At 61.7% G+C, this 17,044-nt stretch carries 18 protein-coding genes; 8 read left to right on the top strand and 10 right to left on the bottom strand.

Going from position 1 to position 17,044, the window contains the following annotated elements:
• Positions 1–74: 74 nt before the first annotated feature.
• The 7 genes from DT23_RS10960 to DT23_RS18620 form a co-directional block, all read right to left on the bottom strand.
• Positions 75–1,538 carry a DegQ family serine endoprotease gene (locus DT23_RS10960; protein ID WP_038131207.1) on the bottom strand — a complete coding sequence of 488 codons (1,464 nt, stop codon included), beginning with the start codon at positions 1,536–1,538 and terminating at the stop codon, positions 75–77.
• Between the two features lie 121 nt (positions 1,539–1,659).
• Positions 1,660–1,860 carry a DUF2065 family protein gene (locus DT23_RS10955; RefSeq protein ID WP_038131206.1) on the bottom strand — a complete coding sequence of 67 codons (201 nt, stop codon included), beginning with the start codon at positions 1,858–1,860 and terminating at the stop codon, positions 1,660–1,662.
• Positions 1,860–2,780 carry a protease modulator HflC gene (gene hflC, locus DT23_RS10950; RefSeq protein ID WP_051697223.1) on the bottom strand — a complete coding sequence of 307 codons (921 nt, stop codon included), beginning with the start codon at positions 2,778–2,780 and terminating at the stop codon, positions 1,860–1,862. The genes DT23_RS10955 and hflC overlap by 1 nt, the downstream gene beginning before the upstream one ends.
• The gene (hflK, locus tag DT23_RS10945; RefSeq protein ID WP_038131205.1) at positions 2,780–3,964 is read right to left on the bottom strand and encodes an FtsH protease activity modulator HflK; all 1,185 of its coding nucleotides are present in this window, start codon (positions 3,962–3,964) and stop codon (positions 2,780–2,782) included. The genes hflC and hflK overlap by 1 nt, the downstream gene beginning before the upstream one ends.
• 55 nt (positions 3,965–4,019) lie before the next feature.
• On the bottom strand, positions 4,020–5,375 hold the full coding sequence (gene gorA / locus DT23_RS10940) for a glutathione-disulfide reductase (RefSeq protein WP_038131215.1): 1,356 nt from the start codon (positions 5,373–5,375) through the stop codon (positions 4,020–4,022).
• 91 nt (positions 5,376–5,466) lie between these two features.
• Entirely contained in the window at positions 5,467–6,252 is a 786-nt protein-coding gene (rpiA, locus tag DT23_RS10935) for a ribose-5-phosphate isomerase RpiA (protein ID WP_038131203.1), read from the bottom strand.
• Between the two features lie 96 nt (positions 6,253–6,348).
• Positions 6,349–7,362 carry a Hint domain-containing protein gene (locus DT23_RS18620; RefSeq protein WP_051697222.1) on the bottom strand — a complete coding sequence of 338 codons (1,014 nt, stop codon included), beginning with the start codon at positions 7,360–7,362 and terminating at the stop codon, positions 6,349–6,351.
• A 158-nt stretch (positions 7,363–7,520) separates the two neighbouring features.
• Here DT23_RS18620 and DT23_RS10925 point away from each other — a divergent pair, with 158 nt between their 5' ends.
• Positions 7,521–8,900 carry an L-serine ammonia-lyase gene (locus DT23_RS10925; RefSeq protein ID WP_038131202.1) on the top strand — a complete coding sequence of 460 codons (1,380 nt, stop codon included), beginning with the start codon at positions 7,521–7,523 and terminating at the stop codon, positions 8,898–8,900.
• A gap of 3 nt (positions 8,901–8,903) precedes the next feature.
• Here the strand turns inward: DT23_RS10925 and DT23_RS10920 are convergent, their stop codons facing one another.
• From DT23_RS10920 to DT23_RS10910, 3 genes are all read right to left on the bottom strand, one after another.
• A complete protein-coding gene (locus DT23_RS10920) occupies positions 8,904–9,497 on the bottom strand; it encodes a retropepsin-like aspartic protease family protein (protein ID WP_240473593.1) in 594 nt (197 codons plus the stop codon).
• A gap of 75 nt (positions 9,498–9,572) precedes the next feature.
• Positions 9,573–10,214, bottom strand: coding sequence for a MarC family protein (locus DT23_RS10915; protein ID WP_081847100.1), 642 nt, complete (start codon positions 10,212–10,214; stop codon positions 9,573–9,575).
• Between the two features lie 32 nt (positions 10,215–10,246).
• Positions 10,247–10,633: a helix-turn-helix transcriptional regulator gene (locus DT23_RS10910; protein ID WP_051697221.1), complete on the bottom strand. Its 387-nt coding sequence runs from the start codon at positions 10,631–10,633 to the stop codon at positions 10,247–10,249.
• A 195-nt stretch (positions 10,634–10,828) separates the two neighbouring features.
• On the opposite strand from DT23_RS10910, the gene DT23_RS10905 reads away from it, so the two are divergent.
• From DT23_RS10905 to DT23_RS10875, 7 genes are all read left to right on the top strand, one after another.
• On the top strand, positions 10,829–11,053 hold the full coding sequence (locus DT23_RS10905; RefSeq protein ID WP_038131201.1) for a twin-arginine translocase TatA/TatE family subunit: 225 nt from the start codon (positions 10,829–10,831) through the stop codon (positions 11,051–11,053).
• A gap of 67 nt (positions 11,054–11,120) precedes the next feature.
• Positions 11,121–11,702 (top strand): Sec-independent protein translocase protein TatB, encoded by a 582-nt coding sequence (gene tatB, locus DT23_RS10900; protein ID WP_038131200.1) that lies wholly within the window; start codon positions 11,121–11,123, stop codon positions 11,700–11,702.
• Positions 11,699–12,556 carry a twin-arginine translocase subunit TatC gene (tatC, locus tag DT23_RS10895; RefSeq protein WP_038131198.1) on the top strand — a complete coding sequence of 286 codons (858 nt, stop codon included), beginning with the start codon at positions 11,699–11,701 and terminating at the stop codon, positions 12,554–12,556. Before tatB ends, tatC begins: the two co-directional genes overlap by 4 nt.
• On the top strand, positions 12,553–13,395 hold the full coding sequence (locus DT23_RS10890) for an ATP-binding protein (RefSeq protein WP_038131197.1): 843 nt from the start codon (positions 12,553–12,555) through the stop codon (positions 13,393–13,395). Before tatC ends, DT23_RS10890 begins: the two co-directional genes overlap by 4 nt.
• A 185-nt stretch (positions 13,396–13,580) precedes the next feature.
• On the top strand, positions 13,581–14,279 hold the full coding sequence (locus DT23_RS10885; RefSeq protein WP_038131196.1) for a type 1 glutamine amidotransferase: 699 nt from the start codon (positions 13,581–13,583) through the stop codon (positions 14,277–14,279).
• A gap of 3 nt (positions 14,280–14,282) precedes the next feature.
• Positions 14,283–15,647: a glutamine synthetase family protein gene (locus DT23_RS10880; RefSeq protein ID WP_038131195.1), complete on the top strand. Its 1,365-nt coding sequence runs from the start codon at positions 14,283–14,285 to the stop codon at positions 15,645–15,647.
• Between the two features lie 5 nt (positions 15,648–15,652).
• Entirely contained in the window at positions 15,653–16,954 is a 1,302-nt protein-coding gene (locus tag DT23_RS10875; RefSeq protein WP_038131192.1) for an NAD(P)/FAD-dependent oxidoreductase, read from the top strand.
• Positions 16,955–17,044 lie beyond the last annotated feature (90 nt).

Raw genomic sequence — 17,044 nt, 5'->3', positions numbered from 1 at the left:
AAGTGTGGGAGCGGCGCACCGCTTACAAAAAAGGCGCCCCGCAGGGCGCCTTTTCGTGACGCTCAAACCTCAGATCATTCCATCGGCAGCGCCACGAAGCGAGGTTCGCCGCCGCGTCGGATCAGGAGCAGGATGGACTTGCGACCGGCGTCTTTAGCCGCTGCAACCTGATCTTCGAAATCGTCCATCGAGGCGACCGGCTTTTGTCCGGCTTCGGTGATCAGATCGCCCATGCGCAGGCCCTTTTCGTAGGCGGTCGAACTCTCATCAATCGACTTGATGATCAGCCCCGAGGTCTCTTTGGTCAGGCCCATTTCGCTGCGCAAGGCATCCGTCAGCGGCGTCAGGGTCAGGCCCAGCATGTCCTTCTCGACCTCTTGCGGGGCTTGCACGGCTTTGGGGGGCTTTTCGCCCTCGGCCAGCTCGCGCCGTCCCAGCGTGACCAACAGCGTTTCGGTTTTGCCATCGCGTAGCACGGTGACGCGGACCTTTTCGCCCACCGGCGCATCGGCCACACGTTTCACCAGATCGCGGGTGCTTTTGACCTCGCCGCCGTCAAACGAGGTGATCACGTCGCCCGCCTCGATCCCGGCCTCTTTCGCGGGGCCATCGGGCACCTCGGAAACCATCGCGCCCTCGGGCTTGGCCAGACCCATCGCCTCGGCCATGTCCGGCGTCACGTCTTGGATTTTGACGCCAAGCCAGCCGCGCCGGGTCTCGCCGAATTCCTTGAGTTGCTCGGTCACTTTAGACACCACATTCGAGGTCATCGAAAAGCCGATCCCGATGGACCCGCCATTGGGCGACAGGATCGCGGTGTTCACGCCCACCACATCGCCCTCCATATCAAACAGCGGCCCGCCCGAGTTGCCCCGGTTGATCGCCGCGTCGGTTTGCAGATAGTCGTCATAGCTGCCCGACAGCTCGCGGTTGCGCGCCGAGATGATGCCGGCACTGGCCGAAAATCCCTGACCCAGCGGGTTGCCCATCGCCATCACCCAATCGCCCACGCGCACCTTGTCGCTATCGGCGAACTTGACGAAGGGCAGGGGCGTATCCGATTTCACCTTGAGCAGCGCGATATCGGTTTTGGGATCGGTGCCCACCAGTTCCGCGTCCAGTCGTTTGCCCGAGAAGAACTCGATCTCGATCTCGTCCGCGCCGTCGATGACGTGGTTGTTGGTGACGATATAGCCGTCCTCGGAAATCACGAAGCCCGAGCCAAGGGCGTTGGATCGACGCGGGCGCGCCGGGCCTTTTTCGCCATTGGGGCCGGGCAGGCCGAAATCTTTGAACAAATCCTCGAACGGAGAACCGGGGGGGAAATTCGGGCCGACATTCGTTGGCGCGGCAACCGTGGTCGAGGTGGTGATGTTGACGACCGAATTGCTGACCTGATCGACCAGATCGGCAAAGCTCTCCGGCGCGGCGCGTGCATAGGCGGGGCCTGATAGCGGCGCGACAGCCAAGGCGAGCGCCAGCATCGCAGCCCCCATCCCCCCACGCAGAGCCAGTCTGGTCTCGGTGACGAATTTCATAAGCCTCTCCCTGTTGCGCAGCGCTTATCAGGGCCGCGCGATTTGCTCTCGGTTTCTTGAAATGTAGGGGCGCGGGGGCGTGAAGGGAAGTTTTCCTTTGCCGCAAAATGCAGGGGGACTGCTAAAATCCGATGCCAAAGGCGCGCAGCAGCCACAAGATCGCAACCCCAAAAGCCAGTGTTATCAATCCCAACACGCGCCGCCGCGCAGGCCCGAGGGCGCGCAGAAATTCCAGCGCTTCCTCAATACGCGAAGGGGCCAGCGCAAGCGCCAGCCCCTCGATCACCAGAACCAGTCCAAGACCGGTCAATAGCCAGATCATCACTGACCCGCCGCGCCTTGTGCCACCGACGAGGCGGTTTGTTTTGGCACCTCCCCGATCGAGCGCAGGAAGTCGTCATAGTTGAAGTAAAGGCTGTCGGGCTGCGTCACCAGAGACGAGCTTTGTGCTTTCATCGAGTCTGCGTAAAATTGCAGCGCACGGTTGAAGGCAAAGAAGCTTTGATCCTTGGAGTAGGCATCCGCATAGACCTTGTTGGCCGTTGCGTCGGCTTCACCCCGGATCACCTCGGCCTCTTTTTTGGCCTGCGAGGTCACCTCGACCACGGTCCGGTCGGCAGTGGCGCGCACGCGTTGTGCGGCCTCTGCACCACGGGCACGCTCGTCTGCGGCCTCGCGTTCCCGTTCTGCCCGCATCCGGGCGTAGGTGGCCGAAAGGTTCTGATCGGGCAGGTCGGTGCGCGTCAAACGCACGTCGATGACATCAACCCCCAGCGAGGCCGCCTCTTTGCGGGCCAAGTCGCGGATCTGGTTCATCAGCGGCGTGCGGTCTTTGGACAGCACCGCCGTTGAGGGAACCGCACCAAGCACCTCACGGATTTTCGCGGTCAGCAGGCGATCCAGACGGTCGCGCGCGCCATCTTCACCGCTGGTGCCGACAGCTTCACGAAAGCGCACCAGATCGGTGATGCGCCAGCGCGCGAATGCATCCACCACAAGGCGACGATCATCAAGCGGCGTCACCTCAAGGGGCTGCGTGGTCAGGCTCAGGATGCGGTCGTCATATTGCACGACCGTGTCGATCAGCGGCCATTTAAAGCCAAGCCCCGGATCGGTTTTGACCTGTTTCACCTCGCCAAATTGCAGCACCAAGGCGCGGTGTTTTTCATCCACGACGAAGAAAGAGTTCAGCCCCAGTGCCACGAGGATCACCAGAACACCGAATGCAAAAGGTCCACGCATTAGTTGCTCCCCCCGGTATTGCTTGTCGTTTTGGCGGTGCTGGACGTGGTCGAGCCACCCGGTCGCAGTTGATCAAGCGGCAGATAGGGCACGACGCCGTTTTCACCCGATTTGGTATCCACGACGACCTTGTTGAGCCCGGACAACACCCGGCCCATCGTTTCGTAATACATCCGGCGCTTGGTTACTTCGGGCGCTTTTTCGTATTCCGTGAGGATCGAGTTAAAGCGCGCGGCGTCACCCTCGGCAGCGTTCACGATCTTGGCGCGATAGCCTTCGGCCTCTTCTTTCAACTGAGCGGCCTCACCCCGCGCCCCTGCGGTCACGGTGTTGGCGTATTTATCAGCCTCTTTTTCCAGCCGGTCACGTTCCTGTTGCGCGGCTTGCACCTCGCGGAAGCTGTCGATCACCTCAGAGGGCGGATCGGCGCGGTTGAAGTTCACCCGCACGATGTTGATCCCCGCATCATAGCTATCAAGCGTGCCTTGAACGGCGGTTTGCAGATCGGCTGCAATGACACCGCGGTCGCGGTTCAGGACCGGTGCAAGTTGCGAACGTGCGATAATATCGCGCATCGCGGATTCCGACACCGCGCGGATCGTGCCCTGCGGATCTGCAAGGTTGAACAGGTATTTCGCCGGATCGTTGATGTTCCAGACCACCTGGAATTCCAGATCGACGATGTTCTGATCGCCCGTGAGCATCAGCCCGCTATCATTCGTGCCCGAGCGCCCCGAGCCGATATCGACCGTTTGTTCGCGCGTAACGGGCACCTTGGTGTAGGTGACGACCGGCCAAGGCGCGAAGTTCAGACCCGGACCTTTGGTCGCGATGTAGCGCCCAAACATCAGCTCGACGGAGCGGTTGCCTTGGTTGACCTTATAAAACGAGGAGAACGCCCAAAATCCTGCGACCGCGATCACGCCGACCAGAATGGCCAGTTTGGTCGGGAAGGGGCCGCCAGCGCCGCCGCCGGAGGGACGATTGGGGCGACCATTGCCGCCGCGTCCGCCCATCAGCACCTTAAGCTGTTCCGAGCCCTTGCGCATGAAATCTTCGATTTCAGGGATTTGGCCGCCGCCCTCGCCGGGGCGTCGCTGTCCGGGCCGTTTGTTGTCTTGCGGGTCGTCGCGGTCGTCATCGCCGCCACTGCCACCGCCGCCCCAGGGGCCTCCGTTGCTCATATGGTCCTCACCTTTCCGTTATCTCTCGAAACACTTGGGTATTGTGTTCGTGATTTCAATAATGACGCACCGGGTTCCGCATGGTCACCAGTTCTTCGGCCATCGTGGGATGGACCGCGCAGGTCGCATCAAATTGCTCTTTCGTTGCGCCCATCTTCATCGCGATGGCGATCATCTGGATCATTTCGCCCGCGTCGGGCGCGACGATATGACAGCCCAGCACCCTGCGTGTATCGCCACAGACGATCAGCTTCATCAGCACGCGATCATCCGCCCCGGCAAAGGCCGAGCGCATCGGTTTGAAGCTAGAGACGTAAACCTCGGCTTGACCGCGCTCGGCGGCCTCTTCCTCGGTGATGCCGCAGGTGCCAAATTCAGGCTGGGTGAACACGGCCGAGGCGACCAGTTCGTGATCCATATGCGCGGGCTTCGCGCCAAAGACGGTATCGGCGAAAGCATGACCCTCGCGGATCGCAACCGGCGTGAGGTTGATGCGGTTGGTCACATCGCCCACCGCGTAGATCGAGGGGATATTGGTTTGCGACCACTTATCCACGACAATCTCGCCGCGCTCGCCCAAGGTGACGCCCGCCGTTTCCAGACCCATGCCTTCGGTGTTGGGCACGCGCCCCGTGGCGTAAAGCACCGCGTCAAAGCGGTCCTCGCGCCCGTCGCCGCAGGTCACGACCAGATCGTCGCCGTCTTTGTTGATCTCGGTGATCACCATATGCGTGTGAATGTCGATCCCGCGAGCCGCCATCTGATCGACAATCAAATCGCGCGCCTCGGTGTCAAATCCGCGCAGCAGCGCCGATCGGTTGAACTGCGTCACATTCACGCCCAAGCCATTCAGGATGCAGGCGAATTCGCACGCGATATAGCCCCCGCCCACGATCAGAATACGCTCCGGCAGGGTCTCCATCTTGAAGATTTCATTGCTGGTCATCACCAGATCACTGCCGGGGAAGTCGGGCACAAAAGGCTGCCCGCCAGTCGCCACCAGAATATGCTTGGCCGAGAGCGTGCTACCATCGGCCAGCGTCACCTCATGCGCGCCCGAGACCGTGGCGCGCTGGTCGTAAACGGTTACGCCTGCGTTGGACTGGCCCTTGCGATAGATCGCCTCCAGACGGTCTAGTTCGGCGTCGAGTTTCGTGCGAAACGCCGTCCAGTCGAAGCTGCCGCATTGCGCGTCCCAGCCATAGGCGCGCGCCTCGGTGGCGGCGGCGGGCAGGGACGAGGCGAACACCATCAGCTTCTTGGGCACGCAGCCCCGGATCACGCAGGTGCCGCCCATGCGATATTCCTCGGCCAGCGCGACCTTGGCGCTATAGTCCGAGGCCGCGATACGCGCTGCGCGCACCCCGCCCGAGCCGCCACCGATGACAAAAAGGTCGTAATCAAATTTCATGGGGTTAACCGCCTTGTCTTTGGTCATTTACGCGCGATGCGCGCCGCGTTTCAAAGCGGCTTACACATGCGCTTGAAACTACGCCGCGCGATCAATCGAGATCGGCGAAAATGTTGTCGTCATCCGCGAATTCGATCTTCTCGTTGCTCACCGATCCCTCGTTGATATCGCGGATCTCGACTTTTCCATCCGAGCCGCCGATGATCACCATATCGCAGATGTCGATGAACAGCCCGTTTTCCACAACGCCGGGAACCTGGTTCAGGACCAGCGCGAGTTGGCGCGCATTGCCGATCCGGTTGAGATGCAGATCGACGATGTAATTGCCCTCATCGGTGACATAGGGCTGGCTGCCGTTCAGGCGCAGCGTGGTTTGCCGCCCCAGCACATCCATCGATTCCAGCAATTCCTCGATCAATGCGCGCGAGGTCTGCCAGCCAAACGGGATCACCTCGACGGGCAGCGGGAAGCCGCCCAGATGGTGCACCTCCTTAGAGGCATCGGTGATCACGACCATCTGGTCAGACGCGGTCGCGACGATCTTTTCTTGCAACAGCGCGCCACCGCCGCCTTTGATCAGGTTCAGTTCGGGGTCGAATTCATCGGCCCCGTCAATCGTGATATCGAGCCATTTCGCCTCATCCAGCGAGACCACGTCGATGCCCACCTGACGCGCCAGATCGGCCGTGCGCGTCGAGGTCGGCACGCCTTGCAGCCGCAGCCCTTCCTCGCGCACCCGCTCTCCAAGGCAGCGCACCATCCAGGCGGCGGTTGATCCGGTTCCCATGCCAACGCGCATCCCGTCTTCGATCAGGTCTACAGCGCGGCGGGCGGCGGCGAATTTCGCCTTGTCGATAGGGGAGAGGTCGGCAGACATCGGGGCACTCCATCAAGCAGCATTTGCACCGCTTATAGGCAATCACGCAAAGCGGCGCGAGCGCGAATTGCGCCGCAAAGGGCCCGATTTGGTGCTTTAGGCTTGCAAAAACCGCGCTAAACCGCCGCGCCGCTTGGACAGACGGCGCGCATGGCCCGGGAGGAGGATCGCGCGTGCGGGCAAAGTCACAAGTGGGCAGTCCTGCGTGAGCGCGCGCAGATCGGCGGATTGCGCAGGGTTGATCCCGCGCAGGGCTTGCGGTCCGGGCAACAGGCTTTCGGCGCGTGCGCCCTCGGCAAAGACGATCTCGTGACGTTCAAACATCAGATGCAGCCACTCGACGCGCGGGCGCGGCGCGCGGGTGATACCAGGTAGGTCCAGCAGTGCCTTGGCGGGCAGCAGCACCTCTTGGCCGCGCAAACCACCCTGACGCGGACGCACCACCATGCGATGCTGTGCAGATACCTCAAGTGCGCGATCATTGCCAAGCGCGCCTTGCGCGATGTGAACCGGCGCATTTTCCGAGCGTCCATGCACTCGCCAGCGCCCCGTCCACAGCAGCGCACGATAGCCGTTATCGGCCGTTTGCACGCGCATTCCAGGGCGCAAATCCTCAACAGCGACGGGCCCCTGTTTCGTTGCAATGCGGGTGCCGCGCGCGAAGCAAACTGCCATGCTGGAATAGGGGATGCTGGGCGCGCTGCTGTCGATATCGACGATGTCGTAGCTTTGCCCTGCAAGCAGTGGTGCCGAGGCCGCAAGCCCATGCACCTCGCCCTTCAGGGACACCACGTAGATCGTAATGTGTTCCGCCGGATCGTCTGATCCAGCAGGGCGCACGATATAGCTGTAGGGCGTTGCGACCGGGCTTTCGATGCTCCATTTTAGGTCGTCGAACGCTGTGTCTTGCGCCAGATATTGATACGCCTCATCCGCGCTGTCGAAGGTCCGATCGTCATCCTTGATCTGAATCTCTTGCGCGGTGGCGTCCCTGGATAGCGTGAAGCTGGCAGCGTTGATGGCGGCCTTGGACGCGGTCGTGTCCGAGGCAAACGGATCAGTGCCCGATATTTTCAGATCCGAAAACTGCCATGCATAAAGGGTCGCCATGTCGCCACTCGTCTTGTTCGCACGGAACACTCGCGCAAAAAGGTAAAGATCGTGTCAACCATGCCTGTTTTCTTGCGGCGAATGTCGCTTTGGGCCTGTTGTGGCGGGTCCAAACCCGGCACTCTGGACCCTTGGGGCCAGCCGGGCAGGGGGGGCGGATGTTTCTAAGCGTTTTTGATATGTTCAAGATTGGCGTCGGGCCGTCATCCTCGCATACGATGGGGCCGATGGTTGCGGGGGCGCGGTTTCTCGACAGGCTGCGTGCCTCGCCGTTTGCGGCCCATGGTGTGCGCGTGCGTCTGCATGGCTCGCTGGCGTTTACGGGTAAGGGTCATGCGACGGATCGCGCCAGTATTCTTGGCCTCGCAGGGTTCACCCCCGAAGAGTATGACCGCGACGCTGCCGACACGGCGCTGGCGGCGAATGCGCGCGACAAGCGGCTGTGCCCGCCGGGCCTGCCGCCGCTAGCCTTTGACCCCGAAACCGACCTGATTTTCGACTATGGCCCGCCACTGCCCGGCCACGCAAATGGCATGGTGATTTCGGCGCTCGATGCGCAGGGCGATGTGCTGCTGCAAGAGGTCTATTATTCCATCGGTGGCGGGTTCGTGCGCACGCAAACCGAGCTGGACGCGGTGGATGATGCGGCGCGCGATGCGCCCTCGCCGGTGCCGTTCCCGTTTCGCAGTGCTAAGGAAATGCTGGCGATGGCGCATGGCTCTGGGCTGAGCATCGCGCAGATGAAGCGGCGCAACGAGCTGCGCTTTCGCGATGTAGCGGCGCTGGATGCGGGGCTGGCGAAAATCTGGGCGGCGATGCGTGATTGTATCGAGCGCGGGCTGGCCACGGAGGGCGAATTGCCCGGCGGCTTGCGCGTCAAGCGGCGTGCCAAGGCGATCCATGAAAGCCTGCGGGTCGATTGGGGACGCAACCTTGCGCCGCCGCATCAGATCAACGACTGGATTTCCGCCTATGCGATGGCGGTAAACGAGGAAAACGCCGCCGGTGGCCAAGTGGTGACTGCGCCCACCAATGGCGCGGCGGGGGTGGTGCCTGCGGTGATCCGTTACTGGCTGGATCATGTGCCTTCTGCCAGCAGCGCCAAGATCCCCGATTTTCTGCTGACCGCGGCGGCGGTGGGCGGGCTGATCAAGACCAATGCCTCGATTTCGGGCGCGGAATGTGGCTGTCAGGCCGAGGTCGGATCGGCGGCGGCAATGGCGGCGGCGGGGCTGGCCGCGGTGCTGGGCGGCACGCCTGAGCAGATCGAAAACGCCGCCGAAATCGCGCTGGAGCATCATCTGGGCATGACCTGCGATCCGGTCAAAGGGCTGGTGCAGGTGCCTTGTATCGAGCGCAACGGGCTGGGCGCGATCAAGGCGATTTCGGCGGCCTCGCTGGCGCTGCGCGGTGATGGCACGCATTTCGTGCCTCTTGATGCAGCGATTGAAACGATGCGCCAGACCGGGCGCGACATGCACGAGCATTACAAGGAAACCAGCCTTGGCGGCTTGGCGGTGAATGTGCCGAACTGTTAGGGATTAACGCTCAAGGATCAGCTTGCCGCGCGAAAACTCGACCTTCGCAAAGCGCGTGAGATAGGTCATTCCCAGCAGCGAAGTGTCCATCTGCCCGCGATTGACGACTGCACGCAGCTTTTGGTCGTGGATCGGACCGAGATCAAAGCTGTCGATGCGAATGGGCGCGGTCGCCACGATCCCGTTCGCGGTCGAGGCCTGCCCGATATAGGCCAGCCCGTTGGTGTCGATGCCTGCACGATCTGCCGCCTGTTGCGTCAAGACGATCTGGCTCGCGCCGGTGTCCACGACAAAGCGCGTCGGCGTGCCGTTGACCTCGGCTGTCAGATAATAATGGCCATCGGGGGCTTGGTTGACCTCAATCTTGCCATCGCTCATCACCGCCTGATCGGGCAGCACGACCTGTCGCTGGATGTCAGACCACAGCCCGGCCGCCGCCAGAGTGCCCAGAAAGATCAGCCCCCAGATCGCGGCTTGCTGCAAGGTGCGGCTGGGACGGCGGCGCACTTCAAGAAAGAAGTAACCGCCCACGGCAACCAGCAGCAGGCCCAGATAGACCAGTCGCCCCCAATTCTCGCTGATGATCGACGCTACCACCGGACCCTCGTTACACAACCAAGCTGTTCAAAGATGTAGGGCGGACGGAGCGGGATTCCCAGAGGGCGCTTTGCCTCATCTCGCCAGACCCATCAGCCCCGCGCCGTGCAACCCGTCCAGAATGAACTGCACCGCCAAAGCGGCCAGCAACATTCCCAGCAAGCGCGTGACCACCATCGTGCCGGTGCGCCCCAGCATCCGCTCAATCGGAGAGGCGAGCAGAAACATCGCCATCATGCAGGCCAGAACCGCATACATCACGCCAATTATGGCCCCGACATGCAGCCAATCCGCGCCCGGCTTGCCCGCCAGCAGGATCATCGTGGCCAATGCACCGGGACCTGCGATCAGCGGCGTGGCGAGGGGGAAAACCGAAGGGTCGTGATCGGGTTCGACCTCGTGGTCTTCGCCCTGCTGCTCGCGCCGTTTCGTGCGCCGCTCAAACAGCATGTCCAGCGCGGTTAGAAACAGCAAAATACCCCCGCCAATGCGAAACGCGGGCATCGAGATGCCGATTCCAGCCAAAATCTTGTCGCCGAAGATCCCGAATAAGGTAAGTAACCCACCCCCGATCAGCACTGCGCGGATTGCGACGCGCATCCGGGCCTTATGGCTTTCTCCCAAGGTGAGGGCCACGAAAACCGGTGTCAGGCCGATCGGGTCGATGATGACGAAAAGGGTCACGAACGCGGTGATATATTCGGCGCCTGCCACGATCCCTCCGGTGATTTTCCAGCGTTGGCGCAAGCCTAGCCGTTCGCCTCATCGCCCGCCAGCCCTTCCGCCGCGTCTTGCGGGCGGGGCGGGGGCAGGGCCGCGCGGATCTTGGCGGCAAGGCTGGCGGCACCAGCTGCGATGCGCGGATCGGTCGTGGTCTCGGCCAGTGTCAGCAGATGATCCAGCGCGGCCAGTTCTTCGCGCGTCAACACCAGCGGCGGCAGACCCATTGCGCGGCGCAGAATATAGCCCACCCCGCGCTCGCCCTCGACCGGAACGCCATAGGCGGAAATCTCGGCCATGTCGCGCCAGATCGTGCGTTCAGACACGCCCAGACGCCCCGCCAGATCGCGGGCGCGATGCATTTTGCCGTCGCGCAGGATGGCAATGATCTGTTGCAGCCGCTCGTCGCGGGTCATGGGAACTCTCCGAGAAATGCTGATGGTGGCGACCCTAGCGTCCCTTGGGGCAACTGACAATGAACTGTCAGTAATCTGCGCGTCAGCGGCGCATCGGGGGCGAATCGCTCTAGGATTGGCGGGCAGTTGGTCATAAACCTTGACCTTGACAAGAATGGGCACAGGCGGCGGGTCTGTGCCAGAGGAGAGAAGAAAATGCTCAACAATATTGGCCTTCCCGGCCTTTTGCTGATCGCAGTTGTCGTGCTGGTGCTGTTTGGTCGCGGTAAGATTTCGTCGCTGATGGGCGAAGTCGGCAAGGGGATCACCTCGTTCAAAAAGGGCGTGAAAGAGGGCACGGACGAGATCGAGAACGCCTCGATTGAAGACGACACCGAGGCGCGCGACGTCACCCCGGCAAAAGAAAAAGACAAGGTCTGAGGCCGCAACGGCTATGCGCCGCGTGCGCGTTGCCATCTGTCGTCCTGGCCGGAGGGTCTGATTTCGCATGTTCGATATCGGTTGGAGCGAGCTTCTCCTGATCGGCGTTGTGGCGCTGATCGTGGTGGGTCCAAAGGATCTGCCCAAGATGTTTCATCAACTTGGCCGCTTTACCGCCAAGGCCAAATCCATGGCGCGCGAATTCTCGCATGCGATGGAGGATGCGGCCAAGGATAGCGGTCTGGATGAGGCGGCGGGATCGGTGCGCGATCTCAAAAAGCTGACGTCGAAAAAGGCGCTGGGCTTGGACGCGCTGGAAAAGGCCGCCGATAGTTTCGAGAAATGGGACCCGAAAGCGCCGGGCAGCAGAGCCGCCTCAACGCCGTTGCCCGACCCCGAGGCTGCGCCGCCCACACCGGCACCCGAAAAGTCCGCACCTGCGAAAGCGGCGGCGAAAAAGCCTGCGGCCAAGAAGCCGGCGAAAGCCCCATCTGCGAAAAAACCCGCAGCCAAGAAAGCAGCGGCGAAACCTGCCGCTCCGAAGAAAACCGCCGCCAAAGCGGCCAGCAAAACGGCCGCGGCAAAAGCCCCTGCCAGCGCGCGCAAGACCGCCGCGGCCAAACCCGCGCCCAAGAAAGATGACGTATGAGCGAGCCTGACGACATGGAGGAAAGCGCCGCCCCGCTGATCGAGCATCTGGCGGAATTGCGCACCCGGATCCTCTATTCGCTGGCGGCCTTCGTGGCGGCGATGGTGCTGTGCTACATGGTGTGGAACCCGATTTTCAACTTCCTCACCAAGCCGGTCTGTCACGCGCTGGCCGCGCGTGGCGAACAATGCGGTCTGTATCTGATCAAGCTGCAAGAAGGCTTTTTCGTCGCCATTAACATCTCGTTTCTGGGCGGCTTCGCGCTGGCGTTTCCGATCATCGCCTATCAGATGTGGCGGTTCGTGGCGCCCGGTCTTTATAAGAACGAAAAGAACGCGTTTCTGCCCTTCCTGGTCGCCTCGCCGATCATGTTTTTCCTTGGCGCGGCATTTGCCTATTACGTGATCCTGCCGCTGGCGTTCAACTTCTTCCTTGGCTTCCAACAAGGCGAGATCGGCGCGCATCAAGGCGCAAACGAGATGGCGGCGATCGGCTTTCAGGGCTCGGTGCAAGAATATCTGTCGCTGACGATCAAATTCGTCATGGCCTTCGGGCTGTGTTTCCAGCTTCCGGTGTTGCTGTCGCTGATGGGCAAGGCGGGGTTGGTTTCGGCTGCAGGACTCGGCGGGATGCGCAAATATGCGGTGGTTGCGATTTTAATCGTGGCCGCGGTTGCGACGCCGCCAGATGTGATTTCTCAAGTGATTTTGTTCACGGTAGTTTACGGGCTGTATGAAATCTCGATTCAACTGGTGAAGCGGATCGAAAAGACCCGTGAGGCCCGGATGCGTGCCGAAGGCACTTGGATTGATCCCGACGAGTGGGATGAGGACGAAGACGAGGATCACTCATGAGCGATGATGCCCTAGCCCGCATCGCCGAGGCGCTAGAGCGTCTCGCCCCCGCGCCGCAAGCTGCGCCCGATCTGAACACGGCGGATGCGTTTATCTGGCACACCGCGCCCGACCGGCTGGAACCTGTCGCGCAGGTGTCGCGCGTTGATTTGACGCTGTTGCACGGCATTGATCGTTCGCGCGACACGCTGCTGACCAACACGCTGCAATTCGCGCGGGGGTCTGCGGCCAATAATGCGCTGCTTTGGGGCGCGCGCGGGATGGGGAAATCCTCGCTGGTGAAGGCCGCCCACGCGGCAGCCGTGGCCGAGGGGCTGCCGCTTAAGCTGGTGGAACTGGCGCGCGAAGATCTGCCCTCGGTGGGGCGTTTGCTGGCGCATCTGCGCGCCGCGCCCGAGTTGCGGTTCGTGTTGTTTTGCGACGATCTCAGCTTTAGTCATGACGATCAGCATTACAAATCGCTCAAGGCGGTGCTAGATGGCGGCATCGAGGGCCGCCCCGATAATGTGATCCTGTATGCCACATCAAACCGGCGTCACCTGATGCCGCGCGACATGATTGAAAACGAACGCTCCACCGCGATCAGCCCCTCTGAGGCGGTCGAGGAGAAAGTGTCGCTGTCAGACCGCTTCGGGCTGTGGCTGGGTTTTCATCCGTGTAGCCAGGACGAGTATCTGGCGATGATCGCAGGCTATTGCGCGGCTTACGGTGTGCAAGCCGACCCCGATCAGCTGCGCGCCGAGGCGATTGAATGGCAAGCCACGCGCGGCTCGCGCTCGGGGCGGGTGGCGTGGCAGTTCTTCACCGACCTCGCCGGACGCCAGGGCGTCGCGATCTGATTGCGCCGGGTAGGGGGCGCTGCCCCCACCTGCTGCGCAGGTTCCCCCGGGATATTTGGGCAAGAGCGAAGCGAAAGCGCGGGGCTGCGCGCTGAGGCTATCGGCCCTCTTGCGGCGGCTTGCGCAGAGGAATAGCCTTTCGTCAAAGCGGTTCACATCGCGCCCTCAAAGCCCCCGGAGCGTTCATGAAAATTGGTATCCTTCAAACCGGCCAGTCGCCTGATGTGCTGCGCGAAGAGGCGGGGGACTACCCCGATATGTTCGAGCGCCTTCTTGCTGGGCGCGGCTTGGAGTTTGTGCGCTACGACGTCGAGAATATGGAACTGCCCGAAGATGTGCATGACTGCGAGGGCTGGCTGATTACCGGCTCGCGTCACGGTGCCTATGAGGATCAACCGTTCATCGCGCCGCTTGAGCAATTCATCCGCGATTGCATGGCCGCAGATGTGCCGCTGGTGGGGATTTGTTTTGGCCATCAGATCATCGCGCAGGCGCTTGGCGGGCGGGTTGAGAAATACCAAAAGGGTTGGGCCGTCGGGCCGCAGGATTATGATTTCGGCGGTGAGACGATCACGCTGAACGCGTGGCATCAGGATCAGGTGACGGAACTCCCGCCCACAGCCAAGCCCATAGCGCAGAACGATTTTTGTCGATATCCTGCGCTGATCTACGGGGACCGTGCGTTTTCGGTGCAGGCCCATCCAGAGTTTCGCGACGCCTTTGTTGATGGGCTGATGGCGACGCGCGGGCAAGGCGTGGTGCCTGATCCTTTGATGCAGGCGGCGCGGGCGCGGCTGGGCCAGCCCAACGGATCGCAACGTATCGCCGACATGATCGCGGATTTTTTCTTGCAAGACAGGGCGCAGGCGCGCCCGGAAAGCTGACAGATGAGCCAGACACCGGATTGGACCGACAAGATCCCGCAAGCGGCGCGCGACTATATGGAAGGGCGGCGCCTTGATGAGGTCGAATGCATCGTGGCCGATATCGCGGGGGTGGCGCGGGGCAAGGCGATGCCCGCCTCGAAGTTCAAGTTTCAGGACCGGTTCTTCCTGCCCAACTCGATCTTTTTGCAGACGATCACGGGGGAGTGGACGGATAATCCAAGCGGTGCCTTTACCGAGCCGGACATGATCCTGACGCCCGATTTTTCCACCGCCACGGCCGCGCCTTGGACCGCAGACTGGACCTTGCAGATTATCCACGACGTCGAGGATCAAGAGGGCAACCCGGTGCCAATCGCGCCGCGCAACGTGCTCAAGCGGGTCTTGGCGCTATACGAGGCCGAGGGCTGGCGTCCGATCATTGCGCCCGAGATGGAGTTCTTCCTTGTGGCGCGCAATATCGACCCCAATCAACCGATTATCCCGCCGATGGGGCGTTCGGGGCGGCGCGCGGCGGCGAAACAGGCCTATTCGATGAGCGCGGTCGACGAATACGGCAAGGTGATCGACGATATTTATGATTTCGCCGAAATGCAGGGCTTTGAGATCGACGGTATCTTGCAAGAGGGTGGTGCGGGTCAGATTGAGATCAACCTTGCCCATGGCGACCCGGTGCATCTTGCCGATCAGATTTTCTACTTCAAGCGGCTGATCCGAGAGGCCGCCTTGCGTCACGATTGCTTTGCGACCTTCATGGCCAAACCGATTGAGGGCGAGCCGGGATCGGCGATGCATATCCACCAATCCGTGATCGACACCAAAACCGGCGAGAATATCTTTTCCAACCCCGATGGAAGCGAAACAGAAGCCTTCATGCATTGCATCGCGGGGCTGCAAAGCCATCTGCCTGCGGTGATCGCGCTGCTTGCGCCCTATGTGAACAGCTATCGCCGCTACGTTCCCGATTTCGCCGCGCCGATCAATCTGGAATGGGGGCGCGACAACCGCACCACGGGCTTGCGCGTGCCGATCTCGGGACCGGCTGCACGGCGGATCGAGAACCGTTTGGCGGGGATGGATTGCAACCCTTATCTGGGTCTCGCGGCGTCTTTGGCCTGTGCCTATCTGGGGCTGAAAGAGCGTAAACTGCCCAAGCCGGAATGTCTGGGCGATGCCTATATGTCGGCCGAAGATGTGCCCGTGACATTGGGCGATGCGCTCGATCTGATGAGCGGAAGCGACCCGGTGCGCGGCGTTCTCGGCGAGGAATTCTGCGATGTGTATGAGGCGGTTAAACGCAACGAATACAAGGAGTTCCTGCAGGTCATCAGCCCGTGGGAGCGTGAACACCTGTTGTTGAACGTGTAACCGCGATGGATCTGCTTTTCGCCAATGACAAACAGGGCGAGCACGCGCCAAGCTACTACGCCGCGACCGCGCTGACGGATCGGTGCTGGCCCGAGCTAAAGGGCCGCCACGACACCGATGTTTGTGTCGTGGGCGCAGGGTTCACGGGGCTGTCGGCGGCGCTGCATCTGGCGCAGCGCGGCTTTGGCGTGACGCTGCTTGAGGCCCATCGCGTGGGCTTTGGCGCAAGCGGGCGCAATGGCGGGCAGGTCGGGTCCGGCCAACGTCTTGAGCAAGACGATCTTGAGGCCGCGCATGGCCGTGAGATGGCGCATAAGCTGTGGGATCTGGGAGAAGAGGCCAAGCAGTTGATCCGTGACTTGATTGCGGATCACGACATTCCCGTCAGCTTTCATCCCGGCATCGTTCATGCGTGTCGCACGGCGGCTGAGGTCACCCATTCCCACCACATGGCCGAAAAGCTGGCGGTTGAGTATGGCTATGACCAGGTGCAGCCGCTGGACCGGGATGCATTGCGCGCGATCTTGCCATCTGACGCCTATCTGGGCGGCGATATTGACCGCGGCGCGGGGCATCTGCATCCGCTGAACTTTGCGCAAGGGCTGGCGTTGGCGTGTGACAAGGCCGGGGTGCAGATTTACGAGGGTTCGCATGTTCATCACATCCGCCCCGGCGCGAAGGTGCGGGTGCAGACGCGCCACGGCCATATCGACGCCGATCATCTGATCTTTGCGGGCAATGGCTATCTTGGCCAGCTTGCCCCGCGCGTTTCCAGTCGCGTCATGCCGATCAATAATTTCATCGTCGCGACCGAGCCTTTGGGCGATCGCGTCGCGCAGGTCTTGCGTGAAAACGTGGCCGTGGCTGATACCAAATTCGTGGTGAATTACTGGCGGTTGTCTGACGATAACCGGCTGCTGTTTGGCGGCGGCGAAAGCTATGGCTACCGCTTTCCCGATATCCTGAAAACCGTGCGAAAACCGATGCTTGAGGTCTATCCCGGCCTCGCCGACACCCGCATCGACTATGCGTGGGGCGGCACGCTTGCGATTACACGCTCGCGGATGCCCTACTTCGCGCGGCCGCTGAAAAACGCGCTCTCGGCCAGCGGGTTTTCCGGGCATGGTGTGGCGATGGGCACGTTGGCGGGCAAGATCATGGCCGAGGCGGTGGCGGGGCAAGCCGAGCGGTTTGATCTGATGGCGGGGTTGAAAGTTCCCGCCTTTCCGGGTGGTGGCATGTTGCGCAGCCCTCTTTTGGCGCTGGCGATGACGTGGTTTGCGATGCGCGACCGGATCGGGCTGTAGCGCCGCCCTCGCTGTGGCAGATTTGCACGATATACTGTTGCATACCCTCAAACGCTTGATTGCGGGGCGGTTTCGTCTCAGCAAAGCAGT

Source organism: Thioclava indica, from assembly GCF_000714545.1.
GTDB classification, from domain to species: Bacteria; Pseudomonadota; Alphaproteobacteria; order Rhodobacterales; family Rhodobacteraceae; genus Thioclava; species Thioclava indica.
This window is presented reverse-complemented; position numbering and strand designations above follow the sequence as displayed.